Raw genomic sequence first — 16,495 nt, 5'->3', positions numbered from 1 at the left:
ACTCCTTTCTGTTGCCTAACTAAATAACCTTAATTAACCTATTATTTAGCTGTTTTACCTTCTTTACGACGTACATATTCACCTTCATAACGAATACCTTTACCTTTATACGGCTCAGGTGGGCGAATTGAACGGATATTAGCTGCAACTGCCCCAACTAATTCTTTATCAATACCTTTAACTACAACTTTTGTGTTAGATGGAACTTCAATTTCGATACCCTCTTGTGTCTCCATCTCTACAGGGTGAGAATAACCAGCATTAACAACAAGCTTTTCGCCTTGTTTTTGTGCACGATAACCTACCCCTTGAATTTCTAATGCTTTCTCAAAGCCTTTGTGGACACCTTCAACCATGTTTCCAATCAAGCTACGAGTAGTACCGTGTAATGCTCGGTGCTCTTTGTTGTCGCTAGGGCGCTCAACAGTTAATATATTATCATCTATTTTAATCGTCATATCTGGGTTAAATTTACGGCTTAGTTCCCCTTTAGGTCCTTTTACCGTAACATTGTTTCCGTCAACCTTAACTTCCACACCTTCTGGAATTTCTAGAGTCTTAAAACCTATACGAGACATGCAATACACCTCCTGTCATTCAAAAATAAATTACCAAATATATGCAAGCACTTCTCCACCGATAGCTTGCGCACGTGCCTCTTTATCAGTTAATACACCTTTTGAAGTAGAAACGATTGCTACACCTAAACCATTTAAGACTTTTGGTAGCTCATCAGCTTTCGCATAAACACGTAAACCAGGTTTACTGATTTTCTTCAGACCAGAGATAACGCGTTGTTCGTTTGAACCATACTTCATAAAGATACGTAGAATCCCTTGTTTATTATCTTCTACGAATTCATAATCGCGAATGAATCCTTCACGCTTTAAGATATCAGCAACCTCTTTTTTAAGATTAGATGCTGGAAATTCTAATTTTTCATGGCGAACCATGTTAGCATTACGAATGCGAGTTAGCATATCTGAAATTGGATCTGTCATAACCATTTATTTTACCTCCTTCCCCTTACGGGTTTTACCAGCTTGCTTTTTTCACGCCAGGAATTTGACCTTTATATGCAAGTTCACGGAAACAAATACGGCAAAGTTTAAACTTACGAATTACGGAATGTGGACGTCCGCAACGTTCGCAGCGTGTGTATTCACGTACTTTAAACTTTTGCTTGCGTTGTTGTTTCGCAATCATTGATTTTTTTGCCACTCTTTTCCCTCCTTACTTGCTTAAGCTTATTTTTGGAAAGGCATGCCAAGCTGTGTTAAGAGTTCCGCAGCTTCTTCGTCTGAATCTGCAGTTGTTACAACAACAACGTCCATCCCTCTTACTTTGTTGACTTGGTCATAATTAATTTCTGGGAAAATCAATTGTTCTTTCACACCTAAAGTGTAATTGCCACGGCCGTCAAAAGCTTTTTTAGAAATACCACGGAAGTCACGTACACGTGGAAGTGATACATCAATTAGCTTTTGAAGAAAATCATACATACGCTCACCACGTAGTGTAACTTTTGCACCAATAGGCATTCCTTCACGTAAACGGAAGCCTGCAATTGATTTTTTCGCTTTTGTTATTACTGGTTTTTGACCTGAGATTTGTGTCAATTCTTCAATAGCTGCATCAAGAGCTTTTGAGTTTTGAACAGCATCTCCTACACCCATGTTAATAACAATTTTTTCGACCTTTGGTACTTCCATTACTGAATCATAATTAAACTTCTCTACTAATGAAGAAACAATTTCATTATTATATTTATCTTTTAATGTGTTCATCACGTAAACCTCCTTTCATCAACGGACACTATTTATCTAGAGCTTCACCAGATTTTTTAGCGATACGAACTTTCTTACCATCACGATCTTCATATCCTACACGAGTAGGCTCTCCTGATTTAGGGTCAATTGGTAATACATTTGAAACATGAATCGCTGCTTCTTGGTCTAAAATACCACCTTGTGGATTATCTTGAGATGGTTTTGCGTGTTTTTTCACTACATTTACACCTTCTACAAGCACACGATCCTTTTTAGGAAATGCCGTTAACACGGTTCCTTGTTTCCCTTTATCTTTACCAGAAATCACTTGTACTTTGTCACCTTTTTTGACATGCATGCTTATCCGCACCTCCTTACACGATTATTCCGTTACGTGCTTTATAGTACTTCTGGAGCTAGAGATACGATTTTCATAAACTTCGCATCACGTAATTCACGTGCTACTGGTCCAAAAATACGAGTACCTCTTGGACTTTGGTCATCACGAACGATAACAGCTGCGTTCTCATCAAAACGGATATAAGAACCATCTTTTCTTCTTACACCACTCTTAGAACGTACAATAACTGCTCTTACAACATCGCCTTTTTTAACAACGCCCCCTGGTGTTGCTTGTTTTACCGAGCAAACAATAACATCACCGATATTCGCAGTTTTTCGACCAGAACCGCCTAATACTTTAATCGTTTGTACTTCACGAGCACCAGAGTTATCTGCAACTTTCAAACGAGATTCTTGTTGGATCATCTTCGTGTACCCTCCCTTCGGAACTTATCCGAGCGAACTTTAATTAAATAATAACTGCTTCTTCCACCACTTCTATAAGACGGAATCTTTTTGAAGCTGATAGTGGTCGAGTTTCCATGATCTTAACAATATCGCCAATTTTAGCTTGGTTGTTTTCATCATGAGCTTTAAACTTTTTCGAATATTTAACACGCTTGCCGTACAGTGAGTGGAATTTATAAGTTTCCACTACAACAGTGATGGTTTTATCCATCTTATCTGAAACGACACGACCATTATAGACCTTACGATTATTGCGCTCACTCATATCGAGGCTAACCTCCTTTATTATCCGTTATTTACGCTAAGCTCTCTTTCACGAACAACTGTCTTCATACGTGCAATGGATTTACGCACTTCACGAAGGCGTGCTGTGTTTTCCAATTGACCTGTAGCAAGTTGAAAACGTAAGTTGAAAAGCTCTTCTTTTAAAGACTTGATCTTTTGTTCAATTTCGGCAGTGGTTAGTTCTCTAATTTCATTAGCCTTCATTGATTTCACCACCAATTTCTTCACGTTTTACGAATTTTGTTTTAATAGGCAATTTGTGAGATGCGAGACGTAGCGCTTCGCGTGCAACTTCCTCAGAAACACCCGCAATCTCAAACATTATTTTGCCAGGTTTTACTACTGCTACCCATCCTTCAGGAGCACCTTTACCGGAACCCATACGAACTTCTAATGGTTTAGCAGTGTATGGTTTATCAGGGAAAATTTTAATCCAAACTTTACCACCACGCTTCATATAACGAGTCATCGCTATACGAGCTGCTTCGATTTGTCGACTTGTGATCCATGCTGGTTCAACTGCTTGTAGCCCGAATTCACCAAAAGCAACTGAAGTACCGCCTTTTGCTTTACCTTTCAAACTAGCACGATGTTGTTTACGATGTTTTACACGTTTTGGCATTAACATAATGCTTGCCCCCTTCCTTAGTTATCGTTTTTTGTTGGAAGGACTTCTCCACGGTAGATCCATACTTTAACACCTAACTTACCATAAGTAGTGTCTGCTTCTGCAGTACCATAGTTAATGTCTGCACGTAATGTATGGAGTGGTACAGTTCCTTCGCTGTAGCTTTCTGCTCTTGCCATGTCCGCACCGCCAAGACGCCCAGAAACCTGTGTACGAATACCTTTGGCACCTGCACGCATAGCGCGTTGAATGGTTTGTTTTTGCGCACGACGGAAAGATACACGGTTTTCTAATTGACGCGCGATATTTTGAGCAACTAATGTTGCATCTAAATCTGCTTTTTTTACTTCCACAATGTTAATGTGTACTCTTTTTCCAGTTAAATGGTTTAGTGATTTACGAAGTGCTTCTACTTCAGAACCACCTTTACCAATAACCATACCTGGTTTTGCTGTAGAAATAGAGATATTTACACGGTTTGCCGCTCTTTCAATCTCAATTTTAGAAACAGCTCCGTCTTTTAGTCGTCCTTCTATATATTCACGAATTTTGATATCTTCATGTAAAAGGTCTGCATAATCTTTACCTGCATACCATTTTGATTCCCAATCATGGATAACTCCGACACGCAGACCAGATGGATTTACTTTTTGACCCATAGATTATCCCTCCTTTTTCTCAGATAAAACCACTGTGATGTGGCTAGTTCGTTTATTAATTTGTGTTGCACGTCCTTGTGCACGTGGACGGAAACGTTTCAAAGTAACACCTTCGTTTACAAACGCTTCTGATACAACTAATTCTTCTGGATTCATTTCATAGTTATGCTCTGCGTTTGCGATAGCAGAGTTTAGTAATTTTTCCACAACTGGGGATGCACCGCGTTGTGTATGTTTTAAAGTCGCAATTGCCTCTCCAACATTTTTACCGCGAATCAAATCAATTACTAAGCGGACTTTACGAGGAGCAATACGAACTGATTTTGCAACAGCTTTTGCTTGCATTAGGAGTACCTCCTCTCAATTAACGTTTTGTTTTCTTGTCGTCTCCAGCATGCCCTTTAAACGTACGAGTTGGAGCGAATTCGCCTAATTTGTGTCCAACCATATCTTCTGTTACGTACACTGGCACGTGTTTACGACCATCATATACCGCAATCGTATGACCGACAAAGTTAGGAAAAATAGTAGATCGACGAGACCAAGTCTTTACTACTTGCTTTTTGTCATCATCATTTAGTTTATCGATCTTTTTCATTAAATGGTCATCTGCGAAAGGTCCTTTTTTTAAGCTGCGTCCCATGAATAAGCCTCCCTTCGCGATTGACAGACGGGTATTTACTCCCGCCGTTCAACCCCGTTATTTTTTACGTCTACGTACAATAAATTTATCTGATGGTTTGTTACGTTTACGAGTTTTGTAACCAATTGTCGGTTTACCCCATGGTGATACCGGAGATGGCATACCGATTGGTGCACGTCCTTCACCACCACCGTGTGGGTGATCGTTAGGGTTCATAACAGAACCACGAACTGTAGGTCTATGACCTTTCCAACGTGAACGACCTGCTTTACCAACACTAATAAGTTCATGCTCTAGGTTTCCAACTTGGCCAACCGTTGCACGGCAACTTCCTAGAACTAAACGAACTTCACCTGAAGCTAATCTTACTAGTACATATTTGCCTTCTCTACCAAGGATTTGTGCTTGAGCACCAGCTGATCTAGCTAATTGAGCACCGCGTCCAGGTTTCAATTCAATATTATGAATAGTAGTACCTACTGGGATATCTGCTAACGGTAAAGCATTACCTAGTTTGATATCTGCTTCAGATCCAGACACGATTTTTTGACCAACTTGAATTCCCTTTGGTGCAATAATATAACGTTTCTCTCCATCAGCATAATGGATTAATGCAATGTTTGCTGAGCGGTTCGGGTCGTATTCGATTGTAGCAACGGTACCTGGTATTCCATCTTTGTCACGTTTAAAATCGATGATACGATATTTACGCTTATGTCCACCGCCCTGATGACGAACAGTTAATTTACCCTGGTTATTGCGTCCACCACGTTTGCTTAATGGGCTCAATAACGATTTTTCAGGTTGATTTGTTGTGATTTCAGCAAAATCAGAACCAGTCATACCTCTACGTCCATTTGAGGTTGGTTTATACTTTTTAATCGCCATCTGTTTTCCCTCCTTTTTAAATAGAATTATAATGTTTCAAAGAAATCAAGTTCTTTGCTATCTTCTGACAACTGAACAATAGCTTTCTTGCGGTTTGGACGATATCCACCATAACGTCCCATACGCTTAAATTTACCTTTTTTGTTCAATGTGTTTACATTTACTACATTTACACCAAAAATAACTTCAACAGCATTTTTGATTTCAGTTTTGTTCGCTTCTTTGCTCACTTCGAACGTGTATTTTTTATCTGCCATTAAATCAGCAGAGTGTTCTGTAATGACAGGGCGCTTAATAATATCACGAGGATCCTTCATTATGCAAGCACCTCCCCTGCTTTTTCAGCTGCCTCTTTCGTTAAGATCAGCTTGTCATGCGTAAGCAAGTCTAGTACGTTTACTTCACTTACAGTTAAAACTTTTACATTTTGTAGGTTGTTTGCAGATTTTGCTAGCACTTCGTCTTTATCTGCAGTTACGAATAGTGCTTTTGCGTCCGCATTTAAAGAAGAAAGAATGGAAACTACTTCTTTTGTTTTTGGTACCTCGATGGAAAGTTCATCCAACACAACTAAACTATCTTCTTTTACCTTAGATGAAAGTGCAGACTTAAGCGCTAATCTACGAACCTTCTTTGGTAATTTGTAGCTATAGCTTCTTGGGGTTGGTCCGAATACTGTTCCACCACCTACCCATTGCGGGGATCTAATAGAACCTTGACGTGCACGGCCAGTTCCCTTTTGACGCCATGGCTTGCGTCCACCACCACTTACATCTGAACGGTTTTTCACCGCATGTGTACCTTGGCGTAATGAAGCTCGTTGCATAACTACAGCGTCATGTAATACATGTTCATTTGGTTCAATCCCAAATACTGCATCATTAATCTCTACATCACCAACTTGTGATCCACTCTGGTTATATAGTGCTACTTTAGGCATGACATATCCTCCCTTCAAACAATAATTAGTTAGCCTTAATTGCACTCGTAACTTGAACGAATGATTTTTTTGCACCAGGAACGTTGCCTTTGATTAATAGAAGGTTACGTTCTGTATCTACTTTCACAACTTCTAAGTTTTGAACAGTCACTTGATTTCCACCCATTTGACCAGGTAATTTCTTTCCTTTGAAAACGCGCATTGGGTCAATTACACCCATTGCACCTGGTGACCTATGATAATGGGAACCGTGTGTCATTGGTCCGCGTGCTTGGTTGTGTCGCTTAATAGCACCCTGGAAACCTTTCCCTTTAGAAGTTCCTGTTACATCAATTTTATCTCCTGCTTCAAATGCCTCTACGTTTATCTCTTGACCTAAATCATATTCATCAAGATTTACGTCACGGATTTCACGAACGAAGCGCTTAGGAGTAGTATTTGCTTTTTCAGCATGCCCTTTTTCTGAGTTATTTGTACGAGATTGCTTTTTATCAGCAAAACCAATTTGAATTGCTTCATAACCATCATTTTCATTTGTACGCTTTTGAAGCACAACATTTGGTTCAACTTCTACTACAGTTACTGGAATTAGTTCTCCATCTTCAGAGAAAAGCTGTGTCATGCCGATTTTGCGACCTAAGATTCCTTTCGCCATCCGTTACACCTCCTAAATTTTATAATTTATATTATAATTTGATTTCGATATCTACACCTGACGGTAAATCAAGACGCATTAAAGCATCTACAGTCTTAGGTGTTGGACTTACAATATCAATCAGACGTTTATGTGTACGCATTTCAAATTGCTCACGAGCATCTTTGTATTTGTGCGTCGCACGTAAAACAGTGTATACCGATCTTTCAGTCGGTAATGGAATTGGTCCAGAAACTCCTGCACCAGATCTTTTCGCTGTATCTACAATCTTATCTGAAGATTGATCTAAAATACGGTGATCATACGCTTTTAAACGAATTCTAATTTTTTCTTTTGCCATTATTGACCCTCCTTTTCGCCCATTTTATGAATAGACATTCTCCGCGAAAATTCCTTGATACACCCGCCATGGCAAAGGGGCCGGGTGTGCCAACAACCTTCCGCATCATCGCCTGTTTATGACCAACATTGTACATTATATATTTTTCATAGAAAAAATGCAAGGTTTTATAAAAATTTTTTTCAAATCCTTTTATTCTACAAGATTATCGGCCATTTATCTCCCTGTTCCTATTAAGACAAAAAAGCAGATAGCTTTTTGCTACCTGCTTTAATATATTCATTGATTACTCAATGATTTCTGCTACAACACCTGCACCTACAGTACGTCCACCTTCACGGATAGAGAATTTAGTACCATCCTCAATCGCGATTGGTGAAATAAGTTCTACTTTCATTTCAACGTTATCGCCAGGCATTACCATTTCTACACCTTCTGGTAATTCGATAACACCAGTAACGTCTGTAGTACGGAAGTAGAACTGCGGACGATAGTTAGAGAAGAAAGGAGTGTGACGTCCACCTTCATCTTTAGCAAGTACATAAACTTCTGCTTTGAACTTAGTATGTGGAGTGATAGAACCAGGCTTAGCTAGAACTTGGCCACGGTTAATGTCTTCACGTGCCACACCACGTAATAATGCACCAATGTTGTCACCAGCTTCTGCATAGTCAAGAAGCTTACGGAACATTTCAACACCAGTAACAGTTGTTTTACCAGCTTCTTCAGCAAGACCGATGATTTCTACTTCATCTCCAACTTTTACAACACCACGTTCAACACGACCAGTTGCAACTGTACCACGACCAGTGATAGAGAATACGTCCTCAACTGGCATCATGAATGGTTTTTCAGTGTCACGGTCCGGGCGAGGAATGTACTCGTCAACTGCTTCCATTAGTTCAAGGATTGCGTTAACGTATTGCTCTTCACCTTCAAGTGCTTGAAGTGCAGAACCTTTTACTACTGGTACATCATCACCAGGGAAGTCATATTCAGATAGTAGATCACGTACTTCCATTTCTACTAGTTCTAGAAGTTCTTCGTCATCTACCATATCGCATTTGTTTAAGAATACAACGATTGCTGGTACACCCACTTGACGAGAGAGTAGGATGTGCTCACGAGTCTGTGGCATTGGGCCATCAGCTGCAGATACAACTAGGATCGCACCATCCATTTGTGCTGCACCAGTGATCATGTTTTTAACATAGTCAGCGTGTCCTGGGCAGTCAACGTGTGCATAGTGACGGTTTGCAGTTTCATACTCAACGTGTGCTGTTGAGATCGTAATTCCACGTTCTTGTTCTTCAGGTGCACCATCAATTTGGTCGTAAGCACGTGCTTCACCAGTACCTGATTGGTTGAATAGAACGTTTGTAATAGCTGCAGTTAAAGTTGTTTTACCATGGTCAACGTGTCCAATTGTACCAATGTTAACGTGGTCTTTGGAACGGTCAAATTTTTCTTTACTCATGTATATTTCCTCCTTTAATTAAGTAAAAAATGTATTTTTATTTTAATGTATCTCTGCTTAGAAAATGCAAAAGGGACATTTTCTAAGCTTACAATACAAGTTATACTTTAGATTGGTCAAAAAATCAATTATTCGCCTGCGTTTTTCTTAATAATTTCTTCAGAAATACTTTTTGGTACTTCTTCATAGTGACTAAAGTGCATTGTGTATGTTCCGCGACCTTGCGTGTTAGAACGTAATGCTGTGGCATAACCAAACATTTCAGATAGCGGCACGAATGCATTAACAACTTGCGCTGGCCCACGTGCTTCCATACCTTCTACACGTCCACGGCGAGATGTAACGTCACCCATAATGTCACCCATGTATTCTTCAGGAATAACAACTTCTACTTTCATCATTGGCTCAAGTAGTACTGGGTCACATTTACCTTTCGCAGATTTTAACGCCATTGAAGCTGCTACTTTAAACGCAGTCTCATTAGAGTCTACATCGTGGTAGCTTCCATCATACAATGTTGCTTTCACATCGATTAGTGGATAACCAGCTAATACCCCATTTTCCATTGTTTCTTTAATCCCTTGCTCAACAGATGGGATATATTCACGTGGTACTACACCACCAACGATCTTATTAACAAATTCAAAGCCTGCGCCTTCTTCGTTTGGTTCGAAACGAACCCATACGTGTCCATACTGACCACGACCACCAGATTGGCGAACGAATTTACCTTCCACTTCAGCAGAAGAACGGAAAGTTTCACGGTAAGATACTTGTGGAGCACCAACATTTGCTTCCACTTTGAACTCACGCTTTAGACGATCGACAATGATGTCAAGGTGAAGCTCACCCATACCAGAAATAATCGTTTGACCAGTTTCTTGGTCTGTTTCTGCCTTAAATGTCGGGTCTTCTTCAGCTAGTTTACCTAACGCCACTGCCATCTTATCTTGGTCAGCTTTCGACTTCGGTTCAATAGCTACAGAGATTACCGGATCTGGGAATTCCATAGATTCAAGGATAACTAAACTCTTTTCCTCACATAACGTATCCCCTGTACTAGTATCTTTTAAACCTACTGCGCCTGCAATATCTCCTGCATACACAGTCGAAATTTCCTCACGAGAATTTGCGTGCATTTGTAGAATACGACCTACACGTTCACGCTTGTCTTTCGTAGAGTTTTTGATATAAGATCCGGCATTTAATGTTCCGGAATAAACTCGGAAGAATGTCAACTTACCGACAAATGGGTCTGTCGCAACTTTAAATGCTAAAGCAGAGAACGGTTCTTTGTCGTCAGCTTTACGGACAACTTCTTCCTCTGTTTGAGGTATAATACCTTCAATTGGCGGAATGTCTAATGGAGATGGTAAATAATCAACAACACCATCAATTAACAACTGTACCCCTTTATTTTTAAATGCTGAACCGCAGAACACAGGATAAAACTCAACGCTTAATGTTGCTTGGCGTATAGCTGCACGCAACTCATCATTTGAGATCTCTTCTCCTTCTAGGTAACGCATCATTAGGTCTTCGTCTAGTTCAGCTACAGATTCTACAAGACCTGTGCGATACTCTTCTGCTTGGTCTTTGTACTCATCAGGAATCGGCTTAGCTTCCGCACGTGTTCCTAGATCATCTAGATAATAGTATGCTTCCATTGAGATAAGGTCAATAATACCTTCAAACTCATCTTCTGCACCAATTGGAAGCTGCACTGGATGCGCATTAGCACCTAAACGGTCTTTTAGTGTTTTACAGGAATAAAGGAAGTCTGCACCAACTTTATCCATTTTATTAACAAACACAATACGAGGAACACCATATGTGGTAGCTTGACGCCAAACAGTTTCTGTTTGTGGTTCTACACCTGATTGTGCATCAAGTACAGCTACCGCACCATCAAGTACACGTAAAGAACGTTCAACCTCTACAGTGAAGTCCACGTGACCTGGTGTATCAATAATGTTAATGCGGTGACCTTTCCATTGAGCTGTTGTAGCAGCAGATGTGATCGTAATACCACGTTCCTGCTCTTGCTCCATCCAGTCCATTTGAGAAGCACCTTCGTGTGTCTCCCCAATTTTATGGATTCTACCAGTATAGAATAAAATACGTTCTGTAGCAGTTGTTTTACCAGCATCAATGTGTGCCATGACACCAATATTACGTGTATTCTCCAAGGAGAACTCTCTAGGCATGAATCTTTCTCCTTCCTACATAGAATATAGTTTTAGATTACCAACGATAGTGAGCAAATGCTTTGTTTGCTTCTGCCATCTTATGCATATCTTCACGCTTCTTAACAGAAGCACCTGTGTTGTTTGATGCATCAAGAATTTCATTAGCTAGACGTTCTTCCATTGTCTTTTCACCGCGTAAGCGAGAATAATTTACAATGTAACGTAAACCTAACGCTTGGCGACGCTCTGGGCGTACTTCCACCGGTACTTGGTAGTTTGAGCCACCAACACGACGAGCACGAACCTCAAGTACAGGCATAACGTTTTTCATTGCTTGTTCGAATACGTCCATTGCATTTTGTCCACTGCGCTCTTGTACGATTTCAAATGATTTGTATAAAATCTTTTGTGCTTTTCCTCGTTTACCATGAACCATAATTTGATTGATTAAACGAGTTACTAGTTTAGAGTTATATAGCGGATCTGGCAGCACATCACGCTTTGGTACTGGTCCTTTACGTGGCATAACTCCCCCTCCTTTCAAAGATTGGTATTTTTAAAATTATTTCTTAGGTTTTTTAGCACCGTATTTAGAACGGCCTTGCTTACGACCTTCAACACCTGAAGTATCAAGTGCACCACGCACAATGTGATAACGCACCCCTGGCAAGTCCTTTACACGTCCTCCACGAATTAACACAACACTGTGTTCTTGAAGGTTGTGACCAATTCCAGGAATATATGCTGTTACCTCAATTTGGTTTGACAAACGCACACGTGCATATTTACGCAATGCAGAGTTTGGTTTCTTAGGAGTAAGCGTACCAACACGTGTACATACACCACGTTTTTGTGGAGAAGATTGGTTTGTCGCTACATTTTTACGGCTGTTATAACCTTTGTTAAGTGCTGGAGAGTCATATTTTTTAGCTTTTGTCACACGACCTTTACGCACTAATTGATTAATAGTAGGCATCTCATTTCCTCCTTTCTATATTCGAGAATGTAATACCACACACCCAGGTGGTTCATAAAAAGGCAAAAAACAAAGCCTTCGTAAACTATCATGTTCACCAAAACTTTATCGTTTAATCACCACTGCGGCAGCACCAACATCGATTCCACATGTTTTGCCCAGTTTTTGCATAGAATCTACATAGTCTATAGGAATCTCATGTTCTTTAGCTGCTTGTGACACTTTACTAGTAACATGCAAATCTGCATCACTAGCTATTATCACTTCTTTTGCAAAGCCATGCTTGATAGCTTTTAACACTTGTTTTGTTCCGATTATTTTTTCTACTTTCTCCTGTGCTACTTTTTCATAAGACATCAGTATATCCTCCAAAGCAACAAGGATAACGGAAGCACCTTTCATATACTATCATTACCCATTTTTAATGTCAACTTTTATTTCAAAAAATAAGTAATTTCTTATTTAAAAGCCTTCCGCTTTGGCACCTTGTTTTATTGATAGCTTTAGTAAGAGCCTACCACGACCCTTACTAAAGCAAACTCTTTTTTACATTTATTCTGTAAGTTCCTCTTCTGCTGTTGGTTCTTCATCCATCTCTGGACTAACTGGTACATTCTCCTTCATTTGTCGGTAACGTTGCATACCAGTACCTGCAGGAACAAGTTTACCAATGATGACATTTTCTTTAAGACCAAGTAATTCATCTCGTTTTCCTTTAATCGCTGCATCTGTCAATACTCTAGTCGTTTCTTGGAATGAAGCAGCTGACAAGAAGGAATCTGTTTCTAGAGAAGCTTTCGTAATACCTAATAACACTGGTCTACCAACAGCAGGTTGACCTCCTGAAAGTAGCGATTGTTTATTAGCATCTTTAAACTGGTGAATTTCAAGTAATGATCCAGGTAACACTTCCGTATCACCAGAATCTGCTACTCGTACTTTACGCAACATTTGACGAACCATTACCTCAACGTGTTTATCGCCAATTTCCACACCTTGCATACGATAAACTTTTTGAACTTCTTTCAATAGGTAAGTTTGTACTCCGTCTATTCCTTGTACTTTCAACAGTTCTTTTGGATCTATAGAACCTTCAGTTAATGGTTGACCAGCTTCTACTTCTTCACCGATATCCACTTTCAACTTAGCTCCATAAGGCGTAGTATATGTCTTCGCTTCTACAGCTCCTTGTACGACAATTTCCTGTTTATCTTTCACTTCTGTCACATCTTTGACTGTTCCAAAAATTTCAGAAATAACTGCTTGCCCTTTTGGATTTCTTGCTTCAAATATCTCTTGAATACGTGGTAAACCTTGCGTAATATCACTACCTGCAACCCCACCTGTGTGGAATGTACGCATTGTCAGCTGTGTACCAGGTTCACCGATAGATTGTGCTGCAATAATACCTACTGCTTCGCCTACTTCTACTTCTTCACCAGTAGCAAGGTTACGGCCATAACATTTTTTGCAGGAGCCATGTTTCGTATTACATGTAAACACTGACCTTATGGTTACTTCTTCAACACCTGCTTCTACGATTTCTTTTGCAATGTCTTCTGAAATCACTTCATTCTTTTCGATAAGAACCTCGTTTGTTTCAGGGTGTTTCACATTCTGGAATGCTGTTCTTCCGATTAATCGATCAATTAATGGCTCAATCATTTCCGTTCCTTCTTTGATAGCAGATACAGTTAAGCCTCTGTCAGTTCCACAATCCTCTTCACGTATAATTACATCTTGGGCAACATCAACAAGTCTTCGAGTCAGATAACCTGAGTCTGCCGTTTTCAGAGCTGTATCGGCTAGACCTTTACGAGCACCGTGTGTAGAAATAAAGTATTCTAATACTGTTAGACCTTCACGGAAGCTTGATTTAATCGGTAATTCAATAATTCTACCAGCCGGGTTGGCCATTAGACCACGCATACCTGCTAGCTGTGTAAAGTTAGATGCGTTACCACGTGCACCAGAATCACTCATCATAAAGATTGGGTTTCGTGGGTTTAATGATTGCATCAATTTATTTTGAATATCATCTTTCGCTTGAGACCATACAGAAATGACACGATCATAACGTTCTTCATCAGTAATAAGACCTCTGCGGAATTGTTTTAATACTTTATCTACTTTTTCTTGTGCTGCTGTTAAGATTTCTTCTTTCTCAGCAAGCACCACAATGTCAGATACACCAACGGTAATACCTGCTTTTGTAGAATAAGCGAACCCTAAGTCCTTCATACGGTCAAGCATCTTAGATGTTTCACTAATCTTAGATTTTTTAAATACTTCCGCAATAATGTCACCAAGAATACCTTTCTTAAATGGCAGTATTACATCCTGTTTTGCAATCTCTTCTCTCACATTTGCACCTTTTTCAATGAAATACTTATTAGGTGTTGCTTCCTCAAGGTTATATTGAGTTGGCTCATTCATATATGGGAAAGAAGCAGGCAACATATCGTTAAAGATTAGTTTTCCAACTGTTGTAATCATTAATTTATTATTTTGCTCTTCGGTAAAAGCTGCTTTGTTTAATGATGAAGTCTGAATAGCTACTCGTGAATGCAAGTGCACATAACCATTTTGATATGCTACAAGCGCTTCATTGAAGTCCTTAAATATCATACCTTCACCAATCGCATCTTCACGTTCCATTGTTAGGTAATAGTTACCTAATACCATATCTTGTGATGGCGTAACAACTGGTTTACCATCTTTCGGATTCAGGATGTTTTGCGCTGCTAGCATTAATATCCTAGCTTCTGCTTGAGCTTCTGCAGAAAGCGGTACGTGAACAGCCATTTGATCCCCATCAAAGTCCGCATTATACGCCGTACATACTAATGGGTGCAAACGAACAGCGCGACCTTCCACTAAAGTAGGTTCAAACGCTTGAATACCCAAGCGGTGTAATGTAGGTGCACGGTTTAGCAAGACAGGGTGTTCTTTAATAACATCTTCTAACACATCCCAAACTTCTTCGTGCAATCTTTCAATTTTTCGTTTAGCCGACTTAATATTGTGCGCTAGTCCACGCTCAACTAGCTCTTTCATAATAAATGGCTTAAATAGCTCTACTGCCATTTCTTTTGGCAGACCACATTGATACATCTTTAAATGTGGACCTACAACAATAACGGAACGGCCTGAATAGTCAACACGTTTACCAAGTAAATTTTGACGGAAACGACCTTGTTTCCCTTTTAACATGTGTGACAGAGATTTTAGTGGTCTGTTTCCTGGTCCGGTTACCGGTCTGCCGCGTCTTCCATTGTCGATCAGCGCATCTACAGCTTCTTGCAACATACGTTTTTCGTTTTGAACAATGATGCTAGGAGCACCTAAATCAAGCAATCTTTTCAGACGATTGTTACGGTTAATAACACGACGGTATAGATCATTCAAGTCAGATGTAGCGAATCTGCCACCGTCTAGCTGAACCATTGGTCTTAATTCAGGCGGTATGATTGGTAATACATCCATTATCATCCAACTCGGATCATTTCCTGAGTTACGAAATGCTTCTAGTACTTCCAATCGTTTAATCGCTCTTGTTCTACGCTGACCTTGAGCTGACTTTAACTCTTCTCGTAAAATTTCTACTTCCTTGTCTAAGTCGATATCTTGTAATATCTTTTTGATAGCTTCCGCGCCCATATCTGCTTTGAAAGAGCTGCCATATTTATCACGATAAGCACGGAATTCTTTTTCAGAGAGTAATTGCTTTTTCTCCAACGCTGTATCTCCGGCGTCTGTCACAATATATGCAGCAAAATAGATTACTTCTTCTAGTGCTCTAGGAGACATATCTAGAACAAGACCCATTCTGCTTGGAATGCCTTTAAAATACCATATATGAGAAACAGATGCTGCTAACTCAATATGTCCCATGCGTTCACGGCGTACCTTTGCTTTTGTTACTTCCACACCGCATCGATCACAGACAACACCTTTGTAACGAACTCTTTTATATTTACCACAATGACATTCCCAGTCTTTTTGCGGACCAAAGATACGTTCACAAAACAAACCATCTTTTTCCGGTTTCAACGTACGATAATTAATAGTTTCAGGCTTTTTAACCTCACCAAACGACCATGAACGAATCTTATTCGGCGAAGCTAAACCTATCTTCATAAACTCAAAATTATTTACATCTAACAAGGGGTCAACCTCCCTTAATATCTTTCAGTTTTGATCAGCCTAATACACTACCTCGCTTAGATAGTGTAT

At 39.8% G+C, this 16,495-nt stretch carries 23 protein-coding genes; all 23 read right to left on the bottom strand.

All coding sequences use genetic code 11. From position 1 onward, the window contains the following. Window positions 1–41: 41 nt before the first annotated feature. A complete protein-coding gene (gene rplF, locus GHD00_RS15450) occupies window positions 42–578 on the bottom strand; it encodes a 50S ribosomal protein L6 (RefSeq protein WP_163539061.1) in 537 nt (178 codons plus the stop codon). Between the two features lie 30 nt (window positions 579–608). Then, window positions 609–1,007 carry a 30S ribosomal protein S8 gene (rpsH, locus tag GHD00_RS15445; RefSeq protein WP_163539060.1) on the bottom strand — a complete coding sequence of 133 codons (399 nt, stop codon included), beginning with the start codon at window positions 1,005–1,007 and terminating at the stop codon, window positions 609–611. A gap of 28 nt (window positions 1,008–1,035) precedes the next feature. Continuing rightward, entirely contained in the window at window positions 1,036–1,221 is a 186-nt protein-coding gene (gene rpsN / locus GHD00_RS15440; protein ID WP_163539059.1) for a 30S ribosomal protein S14, read from the bottom strand. Window positions 1,222–1,247: 26 nt separating this feature from the next. After that, the gene (rplE, locus tag GHD00_RS15435; RefSeq protein WP_163539058.1) at window positions 1,248–1,787 is read right to left on the bottom strand and encodes a 50S ribosomal protein L5; all 540 of its coding nucleotides are present in this window, start codon (window positions 1,785–1,787) and stop codon (window positions 1,248–1,250) included. A 28-nt stretch (window positions 1,788–1,815) separates the two neighbouring features. Then, window positions 1,816–2,127 carry a 50S ribosomal protein L24 gene (gene rplX / locus GHD00_RS15430; RefSeq protein WP_163539057.1) on the bottom strand — a complete coding sequence of 104 codons (312 nt, stop codon included), beginning with the start codon at window positions 2,125–2,127 and terminating at the stop codon, window positions 1,816–1,818. A 41-nt stretch (window positions 2,128–2,168) separates the two neighbouring features. Further along, window positions 2,169–2,537: a 50S ribosomal protein L14 gene (rplN, locus tag GHD00_RS15425; RefSeq protein ID WP_163539056.1), complete on the bottom strand. Its 369-nt coding sequence runs from the start codon at window positions 2,535–2,537 to the stop codon at window positions 2,169–2,171. 43 nt (window positions 2,538–2,580) lie between these two features. Further along, a complete protein-coding gene (gene rpsQ, locus GHD00_RS15420; RefSeq protein ID WP_163539055.1) occupies window positions 2,581–2,844 on the bottom strand; it encodes a 30S ribosomal protein S17 in 264 nt (87 codons plus the stop codon). A 20-nt stretch (window positions 2,845–2,864) separates the two neighbouring features. Continuing rightward, window positions 2,865–3,068 (bottom strand): 50S ribosomal protein L29, encoded by a 204-nt coding sequence (rpmC, locus tag GHD00_RS15415; protein WP_035724125.1) that lies wholly within the window; start codon window positions 3,066–3,068, stop codon window positions 2,865–2,867. After that, the gene (rplP, locus tag GHD00_RS15410) at window positions 3,058–3,492 is read right to left on the bottom strand and encodes a 50S ribosomal protein L16 (RefSeq protein ID WP_163539054.1); all 435 of its coding nucleotides are present in this window, start codon (window positions 3,490–3,492) and stop codon (window positions 3,058–3,060) included. The genes rpmC and rplP overlap by 11 nt, the downstream gene beginning before the upstream one ends. Before the next feature lie 17 nt (window positions 3,493–3,509). Then, the gene (gene rpsC / locus GHD00_RS15405; protein ID WP_163539053.1) at window positions 3,510–4,151 is read right to left on the bottom strand and encodes a 30S ribosomal protein S3; all 642 of its coding nucleotides are present in this window, start codon (window positions 4,149–4,151) and stop codon (window positions 3,510–3,512) included. 3 nt (window positions 4,152–4,154) lie between these two features. Next, the gene (gene rplV / locus GHD00_RS15400) at window positions 4,155–4,496 is read right to left on the bottom strand and encodes a 50S ribosomal protein L22 (protein WP_163539052.1); all 342 of its coding nucleotides are present in this window, start codon (window positions 4,494–4,496) and stop codon (window positions 4,155–4,157) included. Window positions 4,497–4,515: 19 nt separating this feature from the next. Further along, window positions 4,516–4,794, bottom strand: coding sequence for a 30S ribosomal protein S19 (gene rpsS, locus GHD00_RS15395; RefSeq protein WP_163539051.1), 279 nt, complete (start codon window positions 4,792–4,794; stop codon window positions 4,516–4,518). A gap of 57 nt (window positions 4,795–4,851) precedes the next feature. Next, window positions 4,852–5,682, bottom strand: a complete 831-nt coding sequence (gene rplB, locus GHD00_RS15390; protein WP_163539050.1) for a 50S ribosomal protein L2 — start codon at window positions 5,680–5,682, stop codon at window positions 4,852–4,854. A gap of 26 nt (window positions 5,683–5,708) precedes the next feature. Beyond that, a complete protein-coding gene (gene rplW, locus GHD00_RS15385; protein ID WP_163539049.1) occupies window positions 5,709–5,999 on the bottom strand; it encodes a 50S ribosomal protein L23 in 291 nt (96 codons plus the stop codon). Then, the gene (gene rplD, locus GHD00_RS15380) at window positions 5,999–6,622 is read right to left on the bottom strand and encodes a 50S ribosomal protein L4 (protein ID WP_163539048.1); all 624 of its coding nucleotides are present in this window, start codon (window positions 6,620–6,622) and stop codon (window positions 5,999–6,001) included. The genes rplW and rplD overlap by 1 nt, the downstream gene beginning before the upstream one ends. A 25-nt stretch (window positions 6,623–6,647) precedes the next feature. Further along, window positions 6,648–7,277: a 50S ribosomal protein L3 gene (gene rplC, locus GHD00_RS15375; RefSeq protein WP_163539047.1), complete on the bottom strand. Its 630-nt coding sequence runs from the start codon at window positions 7,275–7,277 to the stop codon at window positions 6,648–6,650. Window positions 7,278–7,308: 31 nt separating this feature from the next. Further along, on the bottom strand, window positions 7,309–7,617 hold the full coding sequence (gene rpsJ / locus GHD00_RS15370) for a 30S ribosomal protein S10 (RefSeq protein ID WP_163539046.1): 309 nt from the start codon (window positions 7,615–7,617) through the stop codon (window positions 7,309–7,311). Between the two features lie 286 nt (window positions 7,618–7,903). Continuing rightward, the gene (tuf, locus tag GHD00_RS15365; protein ID WP_163539045.1) at window positions 7,904–9,094 is read right to left on the bottom strand and encodes an elongation factor Tu; all 1,191 of its coding nucleotides are present in this window, start codon (window positions 9,092–9,094) and stop codon (window positions 7,904–7,906) included. 128 nt (window positions 9,095–9,222) lie between these two features. Beyond that, a complete protein-coding gene (fusA, locus tag GHD00_RS15360) occupies window positions 9,223–11,301 on the bottom strand; it encodes an elongation factor G (RefSeq protein ID WP_163539044.1) in 2,079 nt (692 codons plus the stop codon). Between the two features lie 37 nt (window positions 11,302–11,338). Then, window positions 11,339–11,809, bottom strand: a complete 471-nt coding sequence (gene rpsG / locus GHD00_RS15355) for a 30S ribosomal protein S7 (protein WP_163539043.1) — start codon at window positions 11,807–11,809, stop codon at window positions 11,339–11,341. 36 nt (window positions 11,810–11,845) lie between these two features. Next, a complete protein-coding gene (gene rpsL, locus GHD00_RS15350; RefSeq protein ID WP_163539042.1) occupies window positions 11,846–12,259 on the bottom strand; it encodes a 30S ribosomal protein S12 in 414 nt (137 codons plus the stop codon). A gap of 105 nt (window positions 12,260–12,364) precedes the next feature. Next, window positions 12,365–12,616, bottom strand: a complete 252-nt coding sequence (locus tag GHD00_RS15345) for a 50S ribosomal protein L7ae-like protein (RefSeq protein WP_163539041.1) — start codon at window positions 12,614–12,616, stop codon at window positions 12,365–12,367. 195 nt (window positions 12,617–12,811) lie between these two features. After that, on the bottom strand, window positions 12,812–16,426 hold the full coding sequence (rpoC, locus tag GHD00_RS15340) for a DNA-directed RNA polymerase subunit beta' (RefSeq protein WP_163539040.1): 3,615 nt from the start codon (window positions 16,424–16,426) through the stop codon (window positions 12,812–12,814). Between the last annotated feature and the right edge of the window lie 69 nt (window positions 16,427–16,495).

The sequence above is a fragment of the Gracilibacillus sp. YIM 98692 genome, from assembly GCF_010993965.1.
Classification (GTDB): domain Bacteria; phylum Bacillota; class Bacilli; order Bacillales; family Amphibacillaceae; genus Gracilibacillus.
Note: the sequence above shows the minus strand (reverse complement) of the source record. Positions and strands in the feature narration are given on the sequence as shown.

Coding starts and splice junctions, on each gene's coding strand:
- rplF (WP_163539061.1), bottom strand. CDS start 578: ATGTCTCGTATAGGTTTTAAGACTCTAGAAATTCCAGAAGGTGTGGAA.
- rpsH (WP_163539060.1), bottom strand. CDS start 1,007: ATGGTTATGACAGATCCAATTTCAGATATGCTAACTCGCATTCGTAAT.
- rplE (WP_163539058.1), bottom strand. CDS start 1,787: ATGAACACATTAAAAGATAAATATAATAATGAAATTGTTTCTTCATTA.
- rplX (WP_163539057.1), bottom strand. CDS start 2,127: ATGCATGTCAAAAAAGGTGACAAAGTACAAGTGATTTCTGGTAAAGAT.
- rplN (WP_163539056.1), bottom strand. CDS start 2,537: ATGATCCAACAAGAATCTCGTTTGAAAGTTGCAGATAACTCTGGTGCT.
- rpsQ (WP_163539055.1), bottom strand. CDS start 2,844: ATGAGTGAGCGCAATAATCGTAAGGTCTATAATGGTCGTGTCGTTTCA.
- rpmC (WP_035724125.1), bottom strand. CDS start 3,068: ATGAAGGCTAATGAAATTAGAGAACTAACCACTGCCGAAATTGAACAA.
- rplP (WP_163539054.1), bottom strand. CDS start 3,492: ATGTTAATGCCAAAACGTGTAAAACATCGTAAACAACATCGTGCTAGT.
- rpsC (WP_163539053.1), bottom strand. CDS start 4,151: ATGGGTCAAAAAGTAAATCCATCTGGTCTGCGTGTCGGAGTTATCCAT.
- rplV (WP_163539052.1), bottom strand. CDS start 4,496: ATGCAAGCAAAAGCTGTTGCAAAATCAGTTCGTATTGCTCCTCGTAAA.
- rpsS (WP_163539051.1), bottom strand. CDS start 4,794: ATGGGACGCAGCTTAAAAAAAGGACCTTTCGCAGATGACCATTTAATG.
- rplB (WP_163539050.1), bottom strand. CDS start 5,682: ATGGCGATTAAAAAGTATAAACCAACCTCAAATGGACGTAGAGGTATG.
- rplW (WP_163539049.1), bottom strand. CDS start 5,999: ATGAAGGATCCTCGTGATATTATTAAGCGCCCTGTCATTACAGAACAC.
- rplD (WP_163539048.1), bottom strand. CDS start 6,622: ATGCCTAAAGTAGCACTATATAACCAGAGTGGATCACAAGTTGGTGAT.
- rplC (WP_163539047.1), bottom strand. CDS start 7,277: ATGGCGAAAGGAATCTTAGGTCGCAAAATCGGCATGACACAGCTTTTC.
- rpsJ (WP_163539046.1), bottom strand. CDS start 7,617: ATGGCAAAAGAAAAAATTAGAATTCGTTTAAAAGCGTATGATCACCGT.
- tuf (WP_163539045.1), bottom strand. CDS start 9,094: ATGAGTAAAGAAAAATTTGACCGTTCCAAAGACCACGTTAACATTGGT.
- fusA (WP_163539044.1), bottom strand. CDS start 11,301: ATGCCTAGAGAGTTCTCCTTGGAGAATACACGTAATATTGGTGTCATG.
- rpsG (WP_163539043.1), bottom strand. CDS start 11,809: ATGCCACGTAAAGGACCAGTACCAAAGCGTGATGTGCTGCCAGATCCG.
- rpsL (WP_163539042.1), bottom strand. CDS start 12,259: ATGCCTACTATTAATCAATTAGTGCGTAAAGGTCGTGTGACAAAAGCT.
- GHD00_RS15345 (WP_163539041.1), bottom strand. CDS start 12,616: ATGTCTTATGAAAAAGTAGCACAGGAGAAAGTAGAAAAAATAATCGGA.